The 1,615-nt window shown below is 62.5% G+C and carries 2 protein-coding genes; both read right to left on the reverse strand.

Translation table 11 applies throughout. The annotated features are described in order from the left end of the window. On the reverse strand, window positions 1–1,116 hold a 1,116-nt coding region (locus EN935_RS35165), incomplete at its 3' end, for a hypothetical protein (RefSeq protein WP_127374180.1). A 109-nt stretch (window positions 1,117–1,225) separates the two neighbouring features. After that, the coding region (locus EN935_RS35170) for a UTRA domain-containing protein (protein ID WP_127374181.1) at window positions 1,226–1,615 on the reverse strand (390 nt) is incomplete at its 5' end.

Consider the following 1,615-nt stretch of genomic DNA (forward strand, 5'->3'; position numbering starts at 1 on the left):
CCGCAGCACCGCCCGCCAATCGGCCGGCAGCATGCAGCGCCGTTTGAGTTCCAGCAGCAATGGCCGCCACAGCGCTGTCGCCTTGATCTCCAGCAGGTCGCGGCGGACAGGGCTCAGGTCCCAATCCGTGTCGACATGGAGCAGGTTCCCCTCCAGCCGCGCCTGGGCACGAAAAGCCTCGGTCGCGGTCGCCGGATCATAGAGCCAGAACGGATGGGCGAAGATGTTGTGGAACGTCGCCTTCACCTCCGCCAGCAGCGTCGGGATATGCGAGCCGGCAAAGGCGGGATCGAAGAAGGACAGCTCCGCCCTCCCCGACTTCGCCGTGTACCAGACATTGGCGTTGTGGGCGTCGCCATGCGCGACCACGCCGCCTGCGTCGGCAAGCCGGCCCGGCCGCAAGCGCATTGCGGCGGCGTCGAAGAGCTCACCGACGCTGTCGGTGTACTGCTGGCCGTTGATGACGAATTTCAGCCGGGAAAACCGATCCCAATTCAGCTCCAAACCGGGAAAGGCAAACGGCTTGCCGATATAGAAATCGGCCAGCCGGCCGCCTGGCGACAAGCGTGTCTCGGCATCGATCAGCCGCTCATGAAACAGCCTGTGGATCGGCTCCGCCGTCACCTCCTCGACGGTTACCGGATGCAGCGTCTCGAGATAGACCTTGAGCAGCCTGGCCGACAGGTCGCGCTCGGCAAGAACGGCTTCTTGCCGTTTGCCGGCATCGTCCTGCGCATCGAGCGCGAACAGCACATCCGAAAACCTCGGATCCGTGCGGCGGCGATAGACAAGGATCTGCTCGCCGGGCTGGGCCGACATATGCACCGGCTGGTCGACCGGCAGGCCGGCGCGCGACAGGATCTCGGCGCGGTAATACTCGCCCGTCATCGCCTCTTCCCGCTCCTCCTGATGGAACTTGAAGAAGTAGGCCTTGCCGTCGTCTTCGAAGAAGCCGTTCAACGAATTGAGGCTGTATTTGTCGAAGTTGATGCGGACGTTGCAGGGGCGCATCGCGAACAGATCGCCCAGCAGCGCCGCCAGAGCGCTCTGCGCCTCGGCAACATCATGCTGCGCGAGCGCCCGGATCCGCGCCGTGCGGCTGGGTGTCTGCGTCATATACCGTTCCCTCTGGCCGGGTCATTCCCCGAGGGCGAAGCTACCTTCATCAGTACATGTATATACATTGATAACGAAACCTCTCCGGCTTGCATTCGCAGCATTGCCGTCAGTTGTTTTTGGAGGGGGAATAGCGGCTGCCGAGCGAGTAGCGGCTGCCGGCATAAGTCAGCTTGCTGATCGTCGCCACCACCGCGCCTGTCCATGTCCGGCGGTGCAGGAAAAGGCAGCAGGCGCCGACATCGATGCCCAGATGCCGCGCCGTCTCGGCATCCGCGGGGATCGCCGAGATGATGTGCTCGACCTCGGTCACCGGGGTTTTCTGCATGAGGTAGTCATAGGTCGCCGTCTTCGAAAAATCCTGCTTGTCATAGTCGGGGATGAGGCTCGGATTGACGAAGCGCTCTTCGAGCTGCACCGGCAAATCGTTCTCGAAATTGACGACGACGGAATGATAGATCGAGACACGCTTTGCGAACTCGAACGACAGCGCCAGCTC

The sequence above is a fragment of the Mesorhizobium sp. M7D.F.Ca.US.004.03.1.1 genome, from assembly GCF_003998635.1.
Classification (GTDB): Bacteria; Pseudomonadota; Alphaproteobacteria; order Rhizobiales; family Rhizobiaceae; genus Mesorhizobium; species Mesorhizobium loti.